Genomic DNA, 1,181 nt, shown 5'->3' on the forward strand with positions numbered 1-1,181 from the left:
CAGGAAGCCTGCAACGAGGCCGATGAGGGCAAGTGCCTCAACGAAGGCGATACCAAGGAACATGGTGGTACGCAGCTGGCCGGCCATCTCAGGCTGGCGAGCCATACCTTCGACGGTCTTACCGACCAAGATACCGATACCCAGACCAGGTCCGATGGTTGCCAGACCGTAGCCGATAGCACCCAATTCGATGGAGGACTCAGTTGCCTGTGCCAAGATGATCTCGTTCATGTGAAAGTCATTCCCTTTCGTGGTCCTCGGCGTTGGTCGCCGAGTATGTAGTTGCTGTGGGGGTTATGTAATTAGCCGCGTGGTTCGCGAGTTTGTCAGTGTGCGTCTGCGTGCAGGGACAGTTCGATGTACACCGCGGTCAGCAATGCGAAAATGTATGCCTGCAAGAAGATGATGATGACTTCGTACAGAGTGAACAGAATCGCTGCCAACACCGTCACACCCGACAATGCCGTCCAGCCGTTGAGCTGCCAGAAGAAGAAGTTCGTGGCGCTGAACAGAAGGACCAAAATGATGTGGCCGGCGAGGAAGTTCGCCATCAAACGCAGTGCCAGCGTGATCGGACGCAGGATGAACGTCGAGAAGAACTCGATTGGCACGACCAGAAGGTGCAGCAACGGTGGCAAATTCGGGATGACCACCGAAGACTTGACGAATTTACCGAAGCCATAGCGTTTTGCGCCGGCATAAATCATCGTGACGTATGCCAACAATGCCAAGGCGATCGGCATTCCGATACGTGCGTTTGCGGAGATGTTCAGACCCGGAATGATCGTCGAGACGTTCATGAACAAAACCGAGAAGAAAATTGCCGCCAAGATTGGCAGGAACCTTCTCCCCTCTTTTTTGCCCAAGATGTCTTCTGCGATGTGGATCCGAACGAAATCCAGCGCGTATTCCATGACGTTCTGCAAGCCTGAAGGAACCAGCTTGGGGCTCCTAAAGGCGATGAGGAAGACCACCAGCATGATCGCGAGCATCAGCAAGCGAACAAGCATCAAGCGGTCTAGCGCGAACCAACCACCCAAGAAATCATCAAGGATGATGTGGCCATAGTATTGCCCCGGGAAAAATTCTGGGTCCAGTTCAGGCGAGTGGAACTCACCTCGAAAGGCCATAGTTGTAACGCTCAGCGTTCTCTCCCGTGTTCGGGCCGCATGAGTAGCTCA

At 54.0% G+C, this 1,181-nt stretch carries 2 protein-coding genes; both read right to left on the reverse strand.

Going from position 1 to position 1,181, the window contains the following annotated elements; translation table 11 throughout:
- The coding region (locus tag RCH87_RS04615; RefSeq protein WP_306515559.1) for an ATP synthase F0 subunit C at nucleotides 1-231 on the reverse strand (231 nt) is incomplete at its 3' end.
- A 95-nt stretch (nucleotides 232-326) separates the two neighbouring features.
- The gene (atpB, locus tag RCH87_RS04620; protein ID WP_306515560.1) at nucleotides 327-1,130 is read right to left on the reverse strand and encodes a F0F1 ATP synthase subunit A; all 804 of its coding nucleotides are present in this window, start codon (nucleotides 1,128-1,130) and stop codon (nucleotides 327-329) included.
- Nucleotides 1,131-1,181: the final 51 nt, after the last annotated feature.

The sequence above is a fragment of the Corynebacterium sp. genome, from assembly GCF_030826625.1.
Classification (GTDB): domain Bacteria; phylum Actinomycetota; class Actinomycetes; order Mycobacteriales; family Mycobacteriaceae; genus Corynebacterium.